The organism is Streptomyces sp. NPDC050433 (assembly GCF_044458565.1).
Taxonomy (GTDB): domain Bacteria; phylum Actinomycetota; class Actinomycetes; order Streptomycetales; family Streptomycetaceae; genus Streptomyces.
The window spans coordinates 79470-96129 of sequence record NZ_JBITIB010000024.1 but is presented as its reverse complement, the minus strand read 5'-3'; the positions used below and the strand labels follow the sequence as shown (position 1 = coordinate 96129).

Annotated in this window: 15 protein-coding genes; 2 read left to right on the top strand and 13 right to left on the bottom strand. The window is 67.2% G+C overall.

Going from position 1 to position 16660, the window contains the following annotated elements:
* Positions 1-3 precede the first annotated feature (3 nt).
* The gene (gene mqnP, locus ACIBLA_RS26970) at positions 4-960 is read right to left on the bottom strand and encodes a menaquinone biosynthesis prenyltransferase MqnP (protein ID WP_363243450.1); all 957 of its coding nucleotides are present in this window, start codon (positions 958-960) and stop codon (positions 4-6) included.
* Positions 957-2414, bottom strand: coding sequence for a menaquinone biosynthesis decarboxylase (locus ACIBLA_RS26965; RefSeq protein ID WP_399200122.1), 1458 nt, complete (start codon positions 2412-2414; stop codon positions 957-959). Before ACIBLA_RS26965 ends, mqnP begins: the two co-directional genes overlap by 4 nt.
* 87 nt (positions 2415-2501) lie before the next feature.
* Here ACIBLA_RS26965 and ACIBLA_RS26960 point away from each other — a divergent pair, with 87 nt between their 5' ends.
* Positions 2502-2954 (top strand): PLD nuclease N-terminal domain-containing protein, encoded by a 453-nt coding sequence (locus tag ACIBLA_RS26960; protein WP_399200121.1) that lies wholly within the window; start codon positions 2502-2504, stop codon positions 2952-2954.
* Between the two features lie 79 nt (positions 2955-3033).
* Here ACIBLA_RS26960 and ccsB read toward each other — a convergent pair whose 3' ends face one another.
* From ccsB to hemL, 7 genes are all read right to left on the bottom strand, one after another.
* Positions 3034-4131, bottom strand: coding sequence for a c-type cytochrome biogenesis protein CcsB (gene ccsB / locus ACIBLA_RS26955; protein WP_399200120.1), 1098 nt, complete (start codon positions 4129-4131; stop codon positions 3034-3036).
* Positions 4128-5921: a cytochrome c biogenesis protein ResB gene (locus ACIBLA_RS26950; RefSeq protein ID WP_399200119.1), complete on the bottom strand. Its 1794-nt coding sequence runs from the start codon at positions 5919-5921 to the stop codon at positions 4128-4130. The genes ccsB and ACIBLA_RS26950 overlap by 4 nt, the downstream gene beginning before the upstream one ends.
* Before the next feature lie 4 nt (positions 5922-5925).
* Complete coding sequence (locus ACIBLA_RS26945) at positions 5926-6663, bottom strand: cytochrome c biogenesis CcdA family protein (RefSeq protein WP_363243444.1); 738 nt, start codon at positions 6661-6663, stop codon at positions 5926-5928.
* 31 nt (positions 6664-6694) lie between these two features.
* Positions 6695-7318, bottom strand: coding sequence for a TlpA family protein disulfide reductase (locus ACIBLA_RS26940; RefSeq protein WP_399200118.1), 624 nt, complete (start codon positions 7316-7318; stop codon positions 6695-6697).
* 163 nt (positions 7319-7481) lie between these two features.
* Entirely contained in the window at positions 7482-8741 is a 1260-nt protein-coding gene (locus tag ACIBLA_RS26935) for a hypothetical protein (protein ID WP_399200117.1), read from the bottom strand.
* A gap of 158 nt (positions 8742-8899) precedes the next feature.
* Positions 8900-9577: a histidine phosphatase family protein gene (locus ACIBLA_RS26930; protein WP_363243441.1), complete on the bottom strand. Its 678-nt coding sequence runs from the start codon at positions 9575-9577 to the stop codon at positions 8900-8902.
* Positions 9574-10896, bottom strand: coding sequence for a glutamate-1-semialdehyde 2,1-aminomutase (gene hemL, locus ACIBLA_RS26925; protein ID WP_399200116.1), 1323 nt, complete (start codon positions 10894-10896; stop codon positions 9574-9576). The genes ACIBLA_RS26930 and hemL overlap by 4 nt, the downstream gene beginning before the upstream one ends.
* Before the next feature lie 272 nt (positions 10897-11168).
* Between hemL and ACIBLA_RS26920 the strand changes: the two genes are divergently transcribed.
* The gene (locus tag ACIBLA_RS26920; protein WP_399200147.1) at positions 11169-11759 is read left to right on the top strand and encodes a hypothetical protein; all 591 of its coding nucleotides are present in this window, start codon (positions 11169-11171) and stop codon (positions 11757-11759) included.
* Positions 11760-12017: 258 nt separating this feature from the next.
* Here ACIBLA_RS26920 and ACIBLA_RS26915 read toward each other — a convergent pair whose 3' ends face one another.
* The 4 genes from ACIBLA_RS26915 to ACIBLA_RS26900 all read right to left on the bottom strand — a co-directional run bounded on the left by ACIBLA_RS26915 (position 12018) and on the right by ACIBLA_RS26900 (position 16544).
* Positions 12018-12557 carry a hypothetical protein gene (locus tag ACIBLA_RS26915; protein ID WP_363243438.1) on the bottom strand — a complete coding sequence of 180 codons (540 nt, stop codon included), beginning with the start codon at positions 12555-12557 and terminating at the stop codon, positions 12018-12020.
* Between the two features lie 88 nt (positions 12558-12645).
* Positions 12646-14634: a hypothetical protein gene (locus tag ACIBLA_RS26910; protein ID WP_363243436.1), complete on the bottom strand. Its 1989-nt coding sequence runs from the start codon at positions 14632-14634 to the stop codon at positions 12646-12648.
* The gene (locus tag ACIBLA_RS26905; protein WP_363243435.1) at positions 14631-15812 is read right to left on the bottom strand and encodes a 5'-methylthioadenosine/S-adenosylhomocysteine nucleosidase; all 1182 of its coding nucleotides are present in this window, start codon (positions 15810-15812) and stop codon (positions 14631-14633) included. The genes ACIBLA_RS26910 and ACIBLA_RS26905 overlap by 4 nt, the downstream gene beginning before the upstream one ends.
* Positions 15813-16544, bottom strand: coding sequence for an NrtR DNA-binding winged helix domain-containing protein (locus tag ACIBLA_RS26900; protein WP_399200115.1), 732 nt, complete (start codon positions 16542-16544; stop codon positions 15813-15815).
* Between the last annotated feature and the right edge of the window lie 116 nt (positions 16545-16660).

The following is a 16660-nucleotide window of genomic DNA, read 5'->3' as shown; positions in this document are numbered from 1 at the left end:
GCCTCAGACGCTCAGGCCGCGTACGAGCAGGTCGAGCAGCGCACAGACGAAGAGCGCCATGCCGATGAAGCCGTTCACGGTGAAGAAGGCCCGGTTGAGACGGGAAAGATCGTTCGGCTTCACGACCTGGTGCTCGTAGAGGAACGCGGCGGCGACGATCAGCAGACCGACCCAGAAGAACAGACCCGCGTCGGTGGCCACCGCGTACCAGACCAGCAGGGCCGTGGTCACGACGTGCGCGACGCGCGCGCCGTACAGCGCGGCCGGGATGCCGAAGCGCGCCGGGACGGACTTCACGCCGTGCGCGCGGTCCGCCTCGACGTCCTGGCTGCCGAAGATCAGGTCGAAGCCGCCGATCCAGATGCCCACGGCAAGACCCAGGATGACCGCGTCCCACGACCACTCACCGGTGACGGCGATCCAGGCGCCGACCGGGCCCATGGCCTGGGCGAGGCCGAGGATGGCGTGCGGGAAGTTCGTGAAGCGCTTCCCGTACGGATAGACGACCATCGGGACCACGGCGACGGGAGCCAGCACCAGACAGAGCGGATTGAGCAGGGCGGCGGCGCCCAGGAACACCGCGAGGGCGACGAGCGCTCCCGTCCACGCGGAGCGCACCGAGACCTCGCCGGTCACCAACTCACGGTTCGCGGTACGGGGGTTACGGGCGTCGATCTCGCGGTCGATGATCCGGTTGCAGGCCATCGCGAAGGTCCGCAGGCCCACCATGGCGACCGTGACGAGCAGCAGCCTGCCCCAGTGGATGTTCTTGTCGAGCTGGAACATGGCCGTCAGCGCGGCGATGTAGGCGAACGGCAGCGCGAAGACCGAGTGCTCGATCATCACGAGCCGCAGGAACGCCCGCGTCCTGCTGCCGGACGGCGCGGACCCCGGCCCGGACGGCCGCCCCGGTCGTCCCTGCCCGACGAGACCGTCGGCTCCCTCGGCGGCACTGCTCACAGGCCGTACTCCCTCCAGCGCTTCGTCACCCGGTCTGCGGTCTCCGGGTCGGACTCGACCATCTCCGGCCAGCCGCCGTCCCGCGTGTACCCCTCCTCGGGGAGTTTGCGCGTCGCGTCGATACCGGCCTTGCCACCCCAGAACTGCTGGTACGAGGAGTGGTCGAGGTGGTCGACCGGTCCCTCCACGACCGTCAGGTCCCGCGCGTAGTCGGTGTTGCCGAGCGCCCGCCAGGACACCTCGTGCAGATTGTGGACGTCGCAGTCGGCGTCCACGACCACGATCAGCTTGGTGAGCGACATCATGTGCGCGCCCCAGATGGCGTGCATCACCTTCTGCGCGTGCTTCGGGTACTTCTTGTCGATCGAGACGATCGCGCAGTTGTGGAAGCCGCCCGACTCCGGCAGGTGGTAGTCCACGATGTCGGGCACGATGATCTTGAGCAGCGGCAGGAAGAACCGTTCCGTCGCTCGCCCCAGCGGCCCGTCCTCCGTCGGCGGCCGGCCGACCACGATCGACTGGAGCAGCGGACGCTTGCGCATCGTCACGCAGTCGATGGTGAGCGCGGGGAACGGCTCCTGCGGCGTGTAGAAGCCGGTGTGGTCGCCGAACGGCCCCTCCGGCAGCGTCTCGCCCGGCTCCAGCCAGCCCTCGATGACGACCTCGGCGTTGGCCGGCACCTGGAGCGGCACCGTACGGCAGTCGACCATCTCGATCCGCTTGCCCTGCACGAAGCCGGCGAAAAGATACTCGTCGATGTCGCCGGGCAGGGGGGCGGTGGAGGCGTACGTCACGGCGGGCGGACAGCCGAACGCGATGGCGACGGGCAGCCGTTCACCGCGCTTGGCGGCGACCTGGTAGTGGTTGCGGCTGTCCTTGTGGATCTGCCAGTGCATGCCGATGGTGCGCTTGTCGTGGCGCTGGAGCCGGTACAGCCCGAGGTTCCGGATGCCGGTCTCGGGGTGTTTGGTGTGTGTCAGACCGAGGTTGAAGAACGAGCCGCCGTCCTCGGGCCAGGTGAACAGCGCGGGCAGCCGGTCCAGATCCACGTCGTCACCGGTCAGAACGGTTTCCTGCACGGGCGCGCTGCCGGGCTTCACCTTCTTCGGCGGCACGTGCGTCATGGTGCCGAGCTTGCCGAAGGCCTCGCGTACTCCCACGAAACCCTGCGGCAGTTCGGGCTTCAGCAGCCCGCCGATCTTGTCGCTGATGTCGGTGTACGAGGTGAGGCCGAGCGCCTTGAGGAGCCGGCGGTCCGTCCCGTACACGTTCATGGCCAGGGGCATGTCGGACCCCTTGACGTTCTCGAAGAGCAGCGCGGGCCCGCCGGCCTTGTTCACGCGGTCGACGATCTCACCGACTTCCAGATACGGATCGACCTCCGCCTTCACGCGCTTGAGGTCACCGTCGCGTTCCAGCGCCCGGAGCAGAGAGCGAAGATCGTCGTAAGCCATGCGGTCCAGTATCTGCTACTCGCTACCCTGGACCTGTAACCGGGGCCACCGCCCCGTAATCGATCTCCACGCACAGGGGGACCGCCCATGCTTCGGGTGCTGATGATTCTGGTGCCGCTGGCTCTCAGCATCTATGCCTTCATCGACTGCATCACCACCGACGAGAAGGACATCCGCCATATCCCCAAGCCCATCTGGGCCATTCTGGTGCTGCTCTTCCCGCTGGTCGGCTCGATCGCCTGGCTGATGGTGGGCAGGAAGCCCACGGCACGCTCCGGCTCGGCGGGCCGCCGGGGTGGCTGGGTCGCGCCGGACGACAACCCCGACTTCCTCAAGTCCCTTGAGAAGGACGGCAAGGACGGCAGGACGGACGGGAAGACGGACGGCGGAAAGGCCGACGCGGACGAGGCGAAGCCGGCCGCGGACGCTGACGCGCTGGCCGAACTGGAGCGGCGCGAGGCCGATCTGCGGCGCCGTGAGGCCGAGATCGAGCGCCGCGAGAAGGGCGGCAGCGCCGACGACGTCCCGCCGACGCCCTGACTCCCGCTCCCGCGCACGACGAACAGCGGCGCGCCCCCGGTCATGACGACCAGGGGCGCGCCGCTCTCGTTCCCGTGCGTTACACGCCCGCGTACGAGTGCTTTCCGGTGACGAAGATGTTGACGCCGTAGTAGTTGAACAGCCAGCAGCCGAAGGCGACCAGCGCCAGCGTCGCCGCCTTACGGCCCTTCCAGCCCGCCGTTGCCCGCGCGTGCAGATAACAGGCGTAGGCGACCCAGGTGATGAAGGACCAGACCTCCTTGGGGTCCCAGCCCCAGTAGCGGCCCCAGGCGTCGCCGGCCCAGATCGCGCCCGCGATGATCGTGAAGGTCCAGAGGGGGAAGACGGCGGCGTTCACGCGGTACGAGAACTTGTCGAGCGTCGCGGCGGCGGGCAGCCGCTCCATGACGGAGGACCACGCGCGGCCGACGGTGACGCCGCGGGCGATCTTGGACTCGTACACGTCCCGCAGGAGGTAGAAGAGCGTGCCGACGGCGCCGAGGTAGAAGACCGCCCCGCAGAAGATCGCAGTGGAGACGTGGATCCAGAGCCAGTACGAGTGCAGGGCGGGCACCAGCTGGTCGCTGTCGGTGTACAGCACGGTCGTCGCGATGCCCAGGTTGAGCAGGACCGTGGTGACCAGGGGCAGTCCGATCCAGCGGACGTTCTTCTTCGCGAGGAGGAAGCCGAGATACGTGCCGACCGCCACCGTGGAGAAGGTGGTGGAGAACTCGTACATGTTGCCCCACGGCGCGCGCTGCACCGCCATCGCGCGGGTGATGACACCGACCGCCTCAAGGAGGAAGCCGAGCGCGGTCATGGCGACGGCGATACGTCCGTAGAGGTCGCCCTTGAACGTGCCGCCCGCCGCGCCGGGGCCGTCGGGCACGTCGCGCCGCCCGGCCGCCGAGCGCGTGATGACCTTGGGCCGGTCCAGAACGGCGGTGCCGCCGCCCTTCTCCTGCTCCGCCGTGCGCACCTCGACCGTGGCCGTGGCGGTGGCCTTCGCACCGGCGCCGGTCAGCGCGGCGGCGGTGCGGCCGACCTTGCTGCGGCTGCCCAGGACCCACTCGGCGATATGGGCGAGGAAGGCCAGGGTGTAGACGGCCATGGACGAATAGACCAGCACATTGGCGGTGTTCGCCAAGTTCTCGTTGGTGGTGGCGGCGAGGATCACTTCTCAGCCCCTTCGACAGGCTCTCCGGTCGTGTCTGAATCTTCGGTGTCTACGGGCGCGGTTGGCTCCGCCTGCTCGGCGGTCGGCGCGGTAGGCGCGGTCGGCGCGGTCGGCGCGGTCGGCGCCTCGGCGTTGAGCGTCAGTGCCAGGTCGCCCAGCTCGTTGGGGAGCTTCGCCGACTCGCTGCGGCCGAGGCCGGCCATCTCCACGACGGTGACGCCGTCGGCGCCGCGTACCGCGCGGACCCAGATCCGCCGCCGCTGGATGAAGAGCGAGCCGGTGAGCCCGAGGACGGCCCCGATCGCCCCGGCGAGGGCGAGTCCGTTGCCGGGCTGCTGCGAGACCTGGAAGGTCGCCCACTCCTTGATGTCCTTCTCGAAGGTCACCGAGCCCGCGCCGCCGGGCAGCTTCATCGTCTCGCCGGGCAGCAGCCGCTGCGCGAGCTTGTTGCCGTCGGCGTCCTTGAACTGCTTCATCTTGCTCGTGTCGAGCTGGTACACGTTCTGCGGCAGACCCGAGTCGACGCCGAGGCTGCCCTTGTAGCCGGTGAGCGCCAGCACGGGAAAGTCCAGTTCGGGGAACTGGGAGAACATGTTGCCGTTGCCCTTGCCCGCGAACGTCGGCACGAAGAAGGCGTTGAAGCCGAGTTGCTGCTTCTTGCCGTCCTTGTCCCGGTAGCCGTCCATCACCTTGATCGCGCCGGTCGACGTGATGTTGTTGTCGATCGGCAGCAGCGGGGTCGCCCCGTTGAAGACCACCTTGCCCTTGCCGTCGCGGACGGTGAGGACCGGCGCGTACCCGTGGCCGATCAGATAGATCTTCGAACCGTTGACCTCCAGCGGTTCGTTGACCTCGATGACCGCCTTGCGCTCCTTGCCGCCCGCGTCCGCCGTGTACGAGACATGGGCCTCGAACTCGCGGGCCGTGCCGACCTGTGGTCCGTTGCGCTCGAAGGTCCCGATGAACTTGTCGAGGCTGAAGCTGAACGGCTCCAGGTCGTCGGTGTCGTACATCGAGCCCGACTTGAAGTCGTCGTACTGGGTAAGGGTGTTGGAGAAGCCGTCGCCCTCCATGATCAGCTTTCCGCCCTCGGACTTGAACAGCTGTCCGGTCGCGAAGGCCACCAGCATCACGATCAGCGAGATATGGAAGATCAGATTGCCGGCCTCGCGCGCGTAGCCCTTCTCGGCGGCGACCGCGTCCCCGACGGTGTGCGCACGGAAGCGCCGCCGCTTGAGCATGGCGAGCGCGGCCTCGCGGGCCTCCTCCGGCTCGGCCGTCGTACGCCAGGTCGTGTACGCGGGAAGCCTGTTGAGCCGCTTGGGGGCGCCCGGCGGACGGCCGCGCAGCTGCCCGACGAACTGCCAGGTGCGCGGGACGATGCAGCCGATGAGCGAGATGAACAGCAGCAGATAGATCGCCGAGAACCACACCGAGCTGTAGACGTCGAACAGCTGGAGCTTGTCGTAGATCGGCGTGACCGTCTCGTGCTTCTCCTGGAACGTCTGGACCTTGAGTTCGTCGACGCTGTTCTGCGGGATGAGCGAGCCGGGAATGGCGGCGAGCGACAGCATGAAGAGCAGGATCAGCGCGACGCGCATCGAGGTGAGCTGGCGCCAGAACCAGCGGAGCCAGCCGAGCGGACCGAGGCTGGGTCCGCCGATGACGGACTCCTCGCGGGGGGCGGTGGAGAGCTGCGATCCGGCGTCGCCGAGTTCGCGGGCCTCACGGGCCTCGGGCGTGCTCGCGGCGTCCGTGTCGGCGGCTGTCGTCGTCTCTGTCTTGCTCATGGAACTAGATCCCCACCGTGAAGCCGTTGGTCCACGTCTGCATGTCTTGCATCATGCTGTCCCACACGCCGGTCACCAGCAGCAGCCCGGTCGCGATCATCATCACGCCACCGGTCCGCATCACCCACACGTAGTGGCGCTTGACCCAGCCGAACAGCCCCAGCGCCTTGCGGAACGCCACGGCGGCGAGCACGAAGGGCACCCCGAGGCCGACGCAGTACGCGACGGTCAGTATGGCGCCCCGCCCCGCGGTCGCCTGGTCGAGGGCCAGGACGTTCACGGACGTGAGCGTCGGGCCGATGCACGGCGTCCAGCCGACCCCGAACAGCGCGCCCAGCAGCGGAGCACCGGCCAGACCCGACACCGGCCGCTTGTGGATGCGGAATTCGCGCTGCGTGAGCCAGGGCAGCAGCCCCATGAAGAACACGCCCATCGCGATCATCAGCACACCGAGGACCCGGGAGATGATCGTCCGGTGGTCCTGGAGGGTGTTGCCGAAGTAGCCGAAGAGCGCGCCGCCGGAGACGAACACCGCGGTGAAGCCGGCGATGAACAGCATCGCGCCGGCGACCATCCGCCCGCGCCGTGCCTCACCCAGGTCGGTGCCGCTGATGCCGGTGACGTACGAGAGATAGCCGGGTACGAGGGGCAGCACGCACGGCGAGAAGAACGAGACCAGACCACCGAGCAGCGCGATCGGCAGCGCGAGCAGCAACGCCCCGCTGAAGACCGTCTCATTCATGCCGGGAACCGCGGCGAGAACCTCCACGGGATCACTTCTCCGCGATCAACGGGTCGACCATCTCGCGCAGCTTCTTGTCGTCGAGCGCGGTCAGGGCGCGGGCCGCGATCTTCCCGTCCCGGTCCAGGACGATCGTGGAGGGGATGGCCTGCGGGTTGAGGCTGCCCTTGGGGAAGCCGTTGACCAGCAGCTTGCCCGCCGGGTCGTAGAGACTCGGATACGTGACGCCGTAGTCCTTCTCGAAGGCGATGGCCGGGCCCTTGTTGGTGTCGCGGGTGTTGATCCCGACGAAGGCGACGCCCTGTGCCTCGGTGTCCTTGGCGACCTTCACGAGGTGCGACGCCTCGGCGCGGCACGGCGCGCACCACGAGCCCCAGACGTTCAGCACGACGATCTTGCCCTTGAGGTCGGCGACGTCGAGCTGCTTGCCGTCGAGCGTTTCACCGGCGATCTTGTTGACCGCCTTGCGCTCGCCCTTGGCGACGGTCTGCACCCCGCCGGTGTTCGTCACGAAGTTGGTGTCACCGCCGCCACCGGATGTGGCGCCGTCGCCACACGCCGCGAGGGTGAGCATGGCCGCCGACGCGACAACGGCCGGAAGTACGGCGCGTGGGCGTCGGTTCGAGCGGCTTCGGTGGGCTCGGCCAAAGTTCATGTGAAAAGTTTCGCATGGGCCATTGGGGGATCTTGTTCGCCCCCCTCGCTCCCGGAGAACGCCCTGTCGGAGGCCGGCGGGCGGCCGGTCGGCAGCCGGTGGGCGGCCTGGTCAGGGCCGCCGGCCCAGGCGCCATCGGGCTGCGACCGGGCTGCGATCGGGCTTACGCGGCCTTGAAGAAGGTGTTCCATCCGCCGGCCGGGGCCTGGCCGACCTCCAGCGTACGGAGCTTGGCGAGCACCGCCGGGTCCTGGACGTCGAGCCAGTCGGTGAACTGCCGGAAGGAGACGAGCCGTACGTCTTTCTTCTCCGCCATCCCCTTCAGCGATTCTTCGACCGCATCCATATATATGCCGCCGTTCCACTCCTCGAAATGATTCCCTATGAAGAACGGGGCGCGATTCGACTCGTACGCCCGACGGAATCCCGAGAGATACGCCTCGGTGGCCTGTTCGCGCCAGCCCGGATAATTCGAGGGGACGCCCTTCGTTGAATTCTTCGACTGATTGGCGAGCATGTTGTAGTCCATCGACAGCACCTCGAAGGAATGCCCGGGGAACGGCACGGCCTGCAACGGCAGATCCCATACGTCCTGCCGCTTGTCCGGCCACATCTGCCGGCCGCCGGGCGAGCTGGCGTCGTAGCGCCAGCCCATCTTGGCTGCCATGGGCAGCAGATTGTCCTGGCCGAGCAGACACGGCGCACGGCCGCCGACCAGTTCCTTGCGGTAGTCGAACGGCAGCGGATCGAGTTCCTTCCAGCCGCTGTTCGTCTTCCATTCGGTGACGAAGCCGATGGCCTGATCGGTCTCGTCGCGCCACTGCTTCGGCGACCAGTTGCCGACCGAGCCGGAGCCGGCGCAGAAGTGCCCGTTGAAGTGAGTGCCTATCTCGTGCCCGTCGAGCCAGGCCTGGCGTATGTACTTCAGCGTGTCCTTGATGTGCGCGTCGGTGAGATAGCCGATGTCGGAGGCACCGACGGCGTTGCCCGGCGGGCGGTAGAGCGTCTTCTTCGACTCCGGCAGCAGATAGATGCCGGAGAGGAAGAACGTCATCGCCGCGCCGTGGTCCTTGGCGAGGTCGAGGAAGCGCGGGAAAAGGCCGTTGCCCACTTCGCCCGCGCCGTCCCAGGAGAAGATCACGAACTGCGGCGGGGTCTCGCCCGGTTCGAGCGGTACGGGCTTGGGCGGCTGGTGCGGCTGCTTTCCGGTGTCGGCGGTCGAACCGTCACCGATCAGCCGCACATTCTTCTCACTGGGCTTGCCGCTCGGCTTGCCGCCGCCCTCGCCCCCGGCCCCCGCCCCGCCGGTGTCCCCGCCGGTATTGCCGGACGCACCCGAGTCGGTACCGCAGCCGGCGATTCCGATTGCGGCAGCCGCCCCAATTCCGGCTCCGAGCAGGCTCCTTCGGCTCATGTCGCGCATATCGTCCCCATCCGCGCTCGCCCATGTAACACCCGCTGGTCATGCGGGCGACAACACGTTAGATGACACAGGGAACTCACAGGTTCCAGGAATGGGTAAAGCATCGGCCTGTAACAGCGGATGTGACATCTCCCGCCGAACAGTGGGCGATTGGCCGACTACGCTCCGAAGGCTTTCGACGCGCCCTTCACCGGTTTGGCACCGGCGAGAAGATGCGCGGGTACGAGATCACGCGCCGGTTCCGAATAGGCGACGGAGGCCAGCTTCTCCCCCTCGTAGGTGAAGGTCGTCAGGGACGCGAGGGTGCACTGCCGGCGGCGCGGGTCGTGCCAGAGCCTGCGGCGCTCGAAGCTGCTGCGTACGATCCAGATCGGCAGCTGGTGGCTGACGCACACGGCCTCGTGCCCGAGGGCCGCGTCGCGCGCGTCGGCCAGGGCGGCCTTCATGCGGGCGACCTGGTCGACGTACGCCTCGCCCCAGGAGGGCCGGAACGGGTTGGTGAGATGGCGCCAGTTGGCGGGCGAGCGCAGCGCGCCGTCGCCGACGCCGAAGGTCTTGCCCTCGAAGACGTTCGCGGCCTCGATGAGACGGTCGTCGGTGTGCAGGGTCAGGCCGTGGGACTTGGCGACGGGCGCCGCGGTCTCCTGGGCGCGCTCCAGCGGGGAGGCGACGATGTAGGTGATGTCGCGGCCCGCGAGGTGCTCGGCGACGCGATCGGCCATCTTCCGGCCGAGTTCGGAGAGGTGGTAGCCGTCGCGGCGGCCGTAGAGGACGCCGTCCGGGTTGTGGACCTCGCCGTGCCGTACGACATGGACGACGGTGATCTCGGCGCTCATGCGTCCACTCCTGTCTCTGTCGCTTCCGCCGCCGCGCGGGCGGCGGCGGGCAGGGCGGCGGCGACGCGCTCGACCGCGCGGTCGTCGTGGGCGGTGGAGACGAACCAGGACTCGAAGGCGGACGGCGGCAGATAGACGCCGTCGGCGAGCATCGAGTGGAAGAAGCCGGTGAAGCGGAACGCCTCCTGCCGCTTGGCGTCCTCGTAGTCACGGACCTCGTCGGCGGTGAAGAAGACAGAGAACATGTTGCCCGCCGTCTGCACCTGGTGCGCGACACCCTCCTTACTGAGGGCGTCGCGCACCAGCCCGCGGATCTCGGCCGAGACGGCGTCGACCTTCGCGTACGCCGCGTCGTCCAGAAGCCGCAGCTGCGCGAGCCCGGCGGCGGTGGCGACCGGGTTCCCGGAGAGGGTGCCCGCCTGGTAGACGGGCCCGGCGGGCGCGAGGTGCGCCATGACGTCGGCGCGACCGCCGAAGGCCGCGGCGGGGAATCCGCCGCCCATCACCTTGCCGAAGGTCATCAGGTCGGGCGCGACGCCGTCGATGCCGTACCAGCCGGCCTTCGACGTGCGGAATCCGGTCATCACCTCGTCGGAGATGTACAGCGCGCCGTTCGCGGCGCACAGCTCCTTGAGCCCGGCGTTGAACCCGTCCCGCGGCGGCACAACGCCCATGTTTCCGGGCGAGGCCTCGGTGATCACACAGGCGATCTCGCCGGGGTGCGCGGCGAAGGCGTCCCGTACGGCCTGAAGGTCGTTGTACGGCAGTACGACGGTGTCCCCGGCCTGCGCGCCGGTCACACCAGGGGTGTCGGGCAGCCCGAACGTCGCGACACCGGAGCCGGCGGCGGCGAGCAGCGCGTCCACGTGCCCGTGGTAGCAGCCCGCGAACTTCACGATCTTCGCGCGCCCGGTGAACCCGCGGGCCAGCCGGATCGCCGACATGGTGGCCTCGGTGCCGGACGACACGAGCCGCACCTGCTCGACGGGCCCGACCCGCGCCACGATCTCCTCGGCGAGCGCGACCTCGCCCTCACCGGGCGTACCGAAGGACGTCCCCCTCGCGACGGCGGCCTGGACGGCCTCGATGACCTCGGGCCGCGAGTGCCCGAGGATCATCGGCCCCCAGGAACACACGAGGTCGACATAGTCCCGCCCGTCGGCGTCGGTGAGGTACGGACCATCACCGGACACCATGAACCGGGGCGTACCGCCCACGGCCCGGAAGGCACGGACAGGAGAATTCACGCCGCCGGGCGTCACGAGCGACGCCCGGTCGAAAAGCGCCTGCGAAACGGGGGCTTCGTATGAATACGACACGTTGGTCCTGATCTGCGATTCGGGGTCGGATGGCCGGGGACGAAGGATCTCGGCCACCGATGAGCGGGGCGCGCGGTCTCCTCGTATTACATAAGGGCGTCAACGCCCCCGCGTCTGCGAAACTGGTGCGACATAGGGGAAGCTCACGCAATCCATGGTGTCAGAGGCTTCGACGTATCTGCGGACAGGTGTTTCACCGGTCGTTCGTGGGGGAGGTCACTGTCACGATGATCGGGTTGCGCGGCCGGGGCTGCGAGTGGTCGGGTGGAGATATGCATCGCGGTGGCGGACTGGGCGAGGGGACCGATGACCTCGGGCCCGACCCTGCCCGGCGGGGGAAACACCGGCGCCGCGAGCGAGAGGCCCGCGCGCAGTCTTCCCCCAGCGGTAACGACAACCGGCCTCCGGGAGGCGGGAGCGGCCGGGTGGGCGTGACGTACAAATACTTCGGCGCCCCCGACGGCGCGACGGCGGCCCGCGTCCCCATCTCGATGCGCCCGGAGGAACTGGGCGGCGACGAACTGGGCATGGGCGGCATGTTCACCAAGATCAAGCCCGAGACGATAGCCGCGATGGTCCTCACGGGCATCCAGGGCATGCCGCTGAACAAGGTCCCCCCACTCGAACTGGTCGTGCTGCACCCGGACTACGCGGTGGTCAAACTCCCGATGACGGTGGTGGACCCGCTACGCGGCATCGGCGAGGAATCGGTGGGAGCGGCGGCCTTCATCTGGTCGACGGTCCCGGACCGGGGCGGCCCGCGGGACGCGTTCAACGTCTACCAACTGCTGCACGAGTGGCAGGACTTCTCGCATCGGCTGCACGAGGCGGGGCATCAGCCGTACTGCTTGGTGTGGCCGTAGGGCTGAGATTGCGGGTGGTTGGGGCGGGGCTTTCGGGCCTTGCCCCTTGTCATGTGCAGAAACGTGCCGTCAGGCAGCTCTTCACACACAACGACGGCATCGTGGTGCATGAAGGCAGAGCCACTTGGTAGCTCGGAGGTCCGAACCAAACCGGGCGGGACGGACGCGGAGTGGGACAGCTCGAAGCGATAGTTTGCGTTACTAGGCCGTGCCGGTCGGGACGGCGAGTTGAACGTGCAGCGGGGCGGCAGAGCAGGACTACCGCTCCGCATAGCGCAGGAACTGCCAGCCCAGTACGCCCAGGGCAAGTGTCTGTGCGAGGGAGAAGATCACGAGTAACGGCTGGACGGCAGGAGAGCACCAGAATGCGGTCACACAGATCATCGGCAAAGCCAAGTACGTGAACAGATCCACTGCGGTCTGTAGTCGCTTGCGCGTGGTACGGCTCGCATCGCCGCGGTGGTAGATCTCCCACCCGAACACTGCGCCGTGGGCGCCGCTGAGCTCGGCCAGTCGCGGTCCCAGCCGGTCGCGGATGTAGCAGCCGACCGCCGAGATCTTCTCGTCGTTGACCAGGTAGGTCCAGCCCAGGACCAGGCAGATCACCGGGACGGCAAGCAGCAGTTGAGCCTGCCCGCTCTGGACGGTGATCGCCAGGACCGCGGTGGACGCGGCAAGCGTGAAGTAGAGCAGGTTGTCACGGAAACCTATCCGGGTTTTCTGCTCCTCCTTGATGCGGTCGTACTCGGCCAGCAGCAGTGTGCTCTCGGTGACGTCTTCTGTCGTGGCCACGGCCATTCCTAAGCTCGGGTCCCGGCTGGGCCGATGTGTGGACGGGCAGGGCTCCGGCGCTCCGGCCCCTGCCCGCCCTGAAGGCCCGTAGGACTCAGTCGGCAGCGCAAAAGGGCGGCAGGTTGTTGGGGTTGTTTCGTTCGATCCAACCCTTTCCGTCCGCCGCGATTCCCTCCAGGAGGCGGAAGGTGTGGATGAAACCAGCCGCACTGAGGTTGATTTCGGCTATTTCCTGGGCGTTTTCATCGGGCGCCAGTTGGTGGGTGTCTGCGTCTTTGACGCGAATCTTCCTGGCCGGCCCGTTGGTGAGGACGAGCTCCAGGTCGTAGCCGACCCTGGTGTGTTCCGTGACCTGTACGGAGGACAACGCGTCGAACCGGTAGTTGCTTCGCTGCTCGTTCCCACGTTTTGCGTCGGTGAAATCGAAATCCGTGCTGATTTCGCGAACGCCGTCCTGGGTGATCAGGAAAAGACGGAAGCTGTAGCGCGAGTATCGCCAAGGGCCGCCCTTCACCCGCCCTCGTTTGTAGGGGCGTGCGGGTGTCATCAGGATGGTGTGGGTGATCAGGTCGCGCCAGGTGAGCTGGTAGTGGCGGAGCGCTTCGTCGACGAACAGCGTCTTGTCGCAGGTGAGCCAGGTCTCCATTTCCAGCTCACTGGGTCGCGTGGCGTCCAGGAACGACTTCCAGTTCTGGTACGCGACTTGCCGTGCGGTCAGCTGCTCTTGGTATTCCCGGGTTTCCTCAGCCAGTCGGTGCTCTTCACCCTGGACCTCCAGCCACGAGGACACAGCCCTGCGTCCGGACCAGACCGCGCCGATCACGGCCAGGATGGCCAGCAGAATCTGCAACGCGCCAGCAGCTGACGCCACGGTTCCGAACGCGACCAGCGCCATGATGCCGAGAGCCATGAGGGCGAGCACACACAGCGCCTTCGCCGCCGCCGGCGACTGGTTCCGGTGGCGTTGATCGAACAGGTTGCCTTTGCTGTAGCAGTCTCGGGCATTCTCAGCCAGAAAGCGGATCAGCCAGTTGACCCGATCCACGCTGACTCTGCTCTCGCGGTAGAGAAGCGCGATCTCGGTGGCGAGGCTGTCGCGGATGTGGGTGGTGAGACTGAACCATTCATTCGCGGTGAGTCCGTGGGGGACGCGGTTGCTGAAGTAGTGCTTGAACGACTGACGAACGTCGTTGGTGAACCCGTCCCCAGCAGAGGCGGGATTTCCCGTGTGCGGGTTGCGGGACTCACGGTTCTTGGCCTTCAGCTGAAGTTCCTGGTCGGACCACTGGCGGCCGAAGCGAACCGCGGTCACGCCCGCACCGAGCGCCACCAGTAATTCGATGACAGCCGAAGCCGGATCCGCGAACAGCGCCAGTATGCAGAGGAGTGCGGTGGCAACGACGAACACACCGGCCAGGAAGGGGAACGCTGCCTGAGCGCCGGCAGCGGTGCTCGCACGGGGCTGCTGGGCCCGCGGCCCGATGGGGTCGGGTTCGAAATAGGCCCAGACCCGTTGGACCCGGTCGCTGTCGAAGCGAGCTGTCTCGGCCCGCGTGCGGTGCTCGGCCCACAGGCTGTCCTTCAGCCCCCCGGTGAGCACGAGGTCGAGGTGGTGGAGGATCTGGTCACGCCGCTGGGCTGACAGGGATCGCAACCGCTCCAGTACGCGCCCTGTTTCGCCGTCTGCGGTGCCGAGCATCGCCAGCAGTTCGAAAGCGACGCGCAGAGCGTCCTTCCACTCTCCCTCGGCGTAGTTCCCCACGAGCCCGGAGGCATGGTGCAGCCGCTGGAGTTCTTCGGTGTTGAGGTCGTGGTAGGCGCGCGCACTGAGCATGGCGAGCACCCAGTGGAAACGGACCTCCGCGTTGTCGTGTCCGCGGGCGATCGCTTCACTGATCATGTCGCGAGCACGGCTGGGGACGCCATCCTCCAGGAACCGCACACCGACCTTGTACTTTTCCTGAGGTGATGCGTCCTGATAGTTGTTGATGGAAAGGTGGGCTTCGCGTACGACCGAAGCCTGGATTCCGACGACGGATCCGTCTGCAGCCACATTGTGCGCGAAATTGCTGCCGTCGTTCATGACAGGTCACCCGCCGCAACAACCAGTGGTGCCAGCCTGACCACCAGCTCGGGTAACTCCGCGATCAGACCCCGTAATCTCTTGAGTGCCAGGGTCGCCCTCTTGGCCGATTCCGCAGTCTTCTCCCTCGCCGCCCGGCGGGCAAAGCCCAGCTCGGCCAGTGCCTCTCGGTAGGTGTCCTCATCGAGGGCACCCTCGACGTGGTGACGCTTCAAGTGCTCGCGGAAACCGTCCAGTTCCGCGACCAGGTCCGCCGGACTGGTCGCTTTGGGCTCCGCGTTGAAGGAGACGCTGCTCTTCTCGACCGAGCCGGCCATGATGCCAACGGTGCTGTGATGGGCGGTGTTGCTGACGTCCCCTTTGAATCTGTCGGTCGTAGGAGTCCCGTCTGCCGCAGGAGCCCTTTCTGCCTGGGACATTGCAATCTGCTCCTGTTCTCCCACCAGTTCCACAGCCAGCCGGGTGGCGAATGCCGCCGCGTTCGCCGCGGCCCTTGGTTGCCAGGTACGGTCCTTCGCGCTGCCCTTCGTACCGTCCGCTCGGTCGCTGATTCCGCGGATGATGGCCACCGGTGCCCCGTTGAGATGACCGGCCTGGGCCACACCGGCGGCCTCCATCTCGATCGCGAGCGCGTCGTTGTAGTGCTGTCGGATCCACCGCGCCTCGGCCGAGATCGTCGAGTTCTGTACGACCTCGCCGGCGGCGATCGCGCCGAAGCGCACTTGGGGCGCCCGGCCATGACCGGGCGTGTCGTCGGCCCAGTCGTTCACACGAGCCAGATGCGAGCCGAGCTGGCTGATACCGTGCGGCGTCTCCCACACCCGGGGACGCGCCTTGAGTCCGTCGTCCTCGCTGGTCCCACCGTGGTAGGCGTACACGTGTGTCGCCATCACCACGTCGCCCAGCCTGGCCGTGTCCCACAGGGCACCGGCGACGCCGACGAACAACACGGCCACCGGCGAGAACTCCTGTATCGCGCGTTCGGCGATCACCGCGGCAGAATGATTCCCCTTGTTCGTCAGGCCGAGCGCTACACGACATAAAGTGCCCTGCACGGTTCCCACCTCGAACCGCGTCCCACGCTCATGACGGTGCACCTTTCGACCGGTCAGTTTCCGGCGCACGGCCTCGTACTCAAGATTGAGGGCGGTGAGAATCACCACCAGGTCTTTCGACATCTATTCCCCTTCCTTTTCCGTGGTGGACGGCACAGTTCGGATCAGTGGCGGGTACAACACTGTCTTCGGCCCGGCCCGGTACAGCCGCGCAGGCCGACCTCCCGTGCTCCTGCGTCCCGAGCCGGCGGGGATGATGAATCCCTTTACCGCCTGGACTTTCCGGTAGAAATTACGGGTGTCGAGTTCGGTTCCCCAAACCGCCTCGTACACCTTCTGCAACTCGACTATGGTGAAGAGCTCTCCGCAGAATGCCGTGGCCAGCGCCGTGAATTCGAGCTTGGTACGCGCGCGTTCGATACCGTCCGTCACGATCCGGCGGTGATCGAAGGCCAGCTCCACCTCACCGGACAGGACGGTTTCCGCAGGAACCCACGAAACATCCTTGGCGTCCGTTCCGGCGACCGGTTCGGGAAGTCCCGGCGCGATCGCCAAGTGGGCCACGGAGACGACTCGCCCCCGTGGATCACGGCCTGCGGCCCCGTAGATGGCCAACTGTTCAAGATGCACCCACCCGGCGCCCAGAGCCGTTTCCTCGCTCAACTCACGGTGGGCGGCATCCACGATCTCCTCACCGGCGTGATTGAGGAATCCGCCGGGCAGAGCCGGCATGCCCTGAAAAGGATCTTCGCCCCGCTCCACGAGCAGGACACATAGCCGCCCTTCACGCAGCGTCAGGATCACGAGATCGACCGTCAGCAGCACGGACGGGGGTGACCACACGTCAACTTGCATGCAACTTATGGTACTTCGGTTACTGTCAATTTGACAAGAAGGGTGACACGGAGTCCGCTGGCGCTGTATGGCGGCGCGCTCCGAGCGGTCAACTCGTCGTCCGCTCCGCAGCCAGG